A 3,215-nucleotide genomic window follows, 5' to 3' on the forward strand; every position below is an offset into this window, starting at 1 on the left:
AATATGAATCATGCTGACAAATTGACGATACGTCTCAAGCGTATCCGGCAATTATCGTACCAATCGCGACCAGACCCTTTCGGGTTATATGGTCAAGCGATTAAGCGCATACGGTGGATGCCTTGGCAGCCAGAGGCGATGAAGGACGTTGTAGCCTGCGATAAGGTTCGGTGAGGTGGCAAACAACCTGTGACCCGGACATTTCCGAATGGGGAAACCCACCCAGCACAAGCTGGGTATCCCACACTGAATCCATAGGTGTTGGGAGGCGAACCGGGGGAACTGAAACATCTAAGTACCCCGAGGAAAAGAAATCAACCGAGATTCCCCAAGTAGCGGCGAGCGAACGGGGACCAGCCCTTAAGCTGGTGACTGGTTAGGCGAACGAGCTGGGAAGCTCGACCATAGCGGGTGATAGTCCCGTAGCCGAAAACCTGATCCAGTGAAATCGAGTAGGTCGGGGCACGTGAAACCTTGACTGAAGACGGGGGGACCATCCTCCAAGGCTAAATACTCCTGGCTGACCGATAGTGAACCAGTACCGTGAGGGAAAGGCGAAAAGAACCCCGGAGAGGGGAGTGAAATAGATCCTGAAACCGTATGCGTACAAGCAGTGGGAGCAGACTCGTTCTGTGACCGCGTACCTTTTGTATAATGGGTCAGCGACTTATATTCAGTGGCGAGCTTAACCGTATAGGGGAGGCGTAGGGAAACCGAGTCTTAACTGGGCGACCAGTCGCTGGGTATAGACCCGAAACCGGGCGATCTATCCATGAGCAGGTTGAAGGTTGAGTAACATCAACTGGAGGACCGAACCAGGATCTGTTGAAAAAGATTTGGATGACTTGTGGATCGGAGTGAAAGGCTAATCAAGCCCGGAGATAGCTGGTTCTCCTCGAAAGCTATTTAGGTAGCGCCTCACGTATCACCGCCGGGGGTAGAGCACTGTTTCGGCTAGGGGGCCATCCCGGCTTACCAACCCGAGGCAAACTCCGAATACCGGTGAGTGCAGCGTGGGAGACACACGGCGGGTGCTAACGTCCGTCGTGAAAAGGGAAACAACCCAGACCGTCAGCTAAGGCCCCAAAATCCTGGTTAAGTGGGAAACGATGTGGGAAGGCTTAGACAGCTAGGAGGTTGGCTTAGAAGCAGCCATCCTTTAAAGAAAGCGTAATAGCTCACTAGTCGAGTCGGCCTGCGCGGAAGATGTAACGGGGCTCAAACCAGGTGCCGAAGCTACGGGTTCGTCGAATGACGAGCGGTAGAGGAGCGTCGTGTAAGCCAATGAAGGTGAGTTGAGAAGCTCGCTGGAGGTATCACGAGTGCGAATGCTGACATGAGTAACGATAAGGGGAGTGAAAAACTCCCCCGCCGGAAGACCAAGGGTTTCTGTTCGACGCTAATCGGAGCAGAGTGAGTCGGCCCCTAAGGCGAGGCCGAAAGGCGTAGTCGATGGGAAACGGGTTAATATTCCCGTACCTCACACCATTGCGATGGGGGGACGAAGAAGGCTAGGTGAGCCAGGCGTTGGTTGTCCTGGTGAAAGTCAGTAGGCCGAGGACTCAGGCAAATCCGGGTCCTTAAAGCCGAGAGACGAGACGAACAGACTACGGTCTGGAAGTCATTGATGCCACGCTTCCAGGAAAAGCCTCTAAGCTTCAGATGGTGTGTGACCGTACCCCAAACCGACACAGGTGGTCAGGGTGAGAATCCTAAGGCGCTTGAGAGAACTCGGGTGAAGGAACTAGGCAAAATGGTGCCGTAACTTCGGGAGAAGGCACGCCGGCGTAGTGTGAACACCCCGCGGTGGAAGCACGAACCGGTCGAAGATACCAGGTGGCTGCAACTGTTTATTAAAAACACAGCACTCTGCAAACGCGCAAGCGGACGTATAGGGTGTGACGCCTGCCCGGTGCCGGAAGGTTAATTGATGGTGTTAGGCTCCGGCCGAAGCTCCTGATCGAAGCCCCGGTAAACGGCGGCCGTAACTATAACGGTCCTAAGGTAGCGAAATTCCTTGTCGGGTAAGTTCCGACCTGCACGAATGGCGTAATGATGGCCACACTGTCTCCACCCGAGACTCAGTGAAATTGAAATCGCAGTGAAGATGCTGTGTACCCGCGGCTAGACGGAAAGACCCCGTGAACCTTTACTATAGCTTCACACTGGACGCTGATGTTGCTTGTGTAGGATAGCTGGGAGGCTTGGAAACCCGGACGCCAGTTCGGGTGGAGCCAACCTTGAAATACCAGCCTGGCATCATTGGCGTTCTAACTCAGCCCCGTTATCCGGGGCGAGGACAGTGTGTGGTGGGTAGTTTGACTGGGGCGGTCTCCTCCCAAAGCGTAACGGAGGAGCACGAAGGTACCCTCAGCACGGTCGGAAATCGTGCAATGAGTGCAAGAGCATAAGGGTGCTTGACTGCGAGACAGACACGTCGAGCAGGTACGAAAGTAGGTTCTAGTGATCCGGTGGTTCTGTATGGAAGGGCCATCGCTCAACGGATAAAAGGTACTCCGGGGATAACAGGCTGATACCGCCCAAGAGTTCACATCGACGGCGGTGTTTGGCACCTCGATGTCGGCTCATCACATCCTGGGGCTGAAGTCGGTCCCAAGGGTATGGCTGTTCGCCATTTAAAGTGGTACGCGAGCTGGGTTTAGAACGTCGTGAGACAGTTCGGTCCCTATCTGCCGTGGGCGTCGGAAGTTTGAGAAGAGCTGCTCCTAGTACGAGAGGACCGGAGTGGACGCACCTCTGGTGTTCCGGTTGTCACGCCAGTGGCATTGCCGGGTAGCTATGTGCGGACAGGATAACCGCTGAAAGCATCTAAGCGGGAAGCCCCCTTCAAGATGAGACTTCCCTGAGGCCTTGCGCCTCCTAAAGGGTCCAGCAAGACGAGCTGGTTGATAGGTCGGGTGTGGAAGCGCTGTGAGGCGTTGAGCTAACCGATACTAATGGCCCGTGAGGCTTGACCATATAACCCCAAGGGGTCTGCGCGATGGTACGCGCCGGATACATGAGACGAACGTCAACAGCATGATTCATAGGCGGGTTGCGACATCAGCGCAGCCGGCCACCGTTTACGCCTGACGACCATAGCGAGTGGGAACCACCTGATCCCATGCCGAACTCAGCAGTGAAACCGCTCAGCGCCGATGGTAGTGTGGGGTCTCCCCATGCGAGAGTAGGTCATCGTCAGGCACTTCTTCAGA

2 rRNA genes are annotated in these 3,215 nt (G+C 55.1%); both read left to right on the top strand.

From position 1 onward, the window contains the following. Positions 1-90: 90 nt before the first annotated feature. Positions 91-2,979: ribosomal RNA gene (locus NFU04_RS16265) — 23S ribosomal RNA — on the top strand. A 109-nt stretch (positions 2,980-3,088) separates the two neighbouring features. After that, positions 3,089-3,204, top strand: a 5S ribosomal RNA gene (gene rrf / locus NFU04_RS16270). Positions 3,205-3,215 lie beyond the last annotated feature (11 nt).

Origin of the sequence: Halomonas sp. NCCP-2165 (assembly GCF_023708045.1) — a bacterium.
GTDB lineage: Bacteria > Pseudomonadota > Gammaproteobacteria > Pseudomonadales > Halomonadaceae > Bisbaumannia > Bisbaumannia pacifica.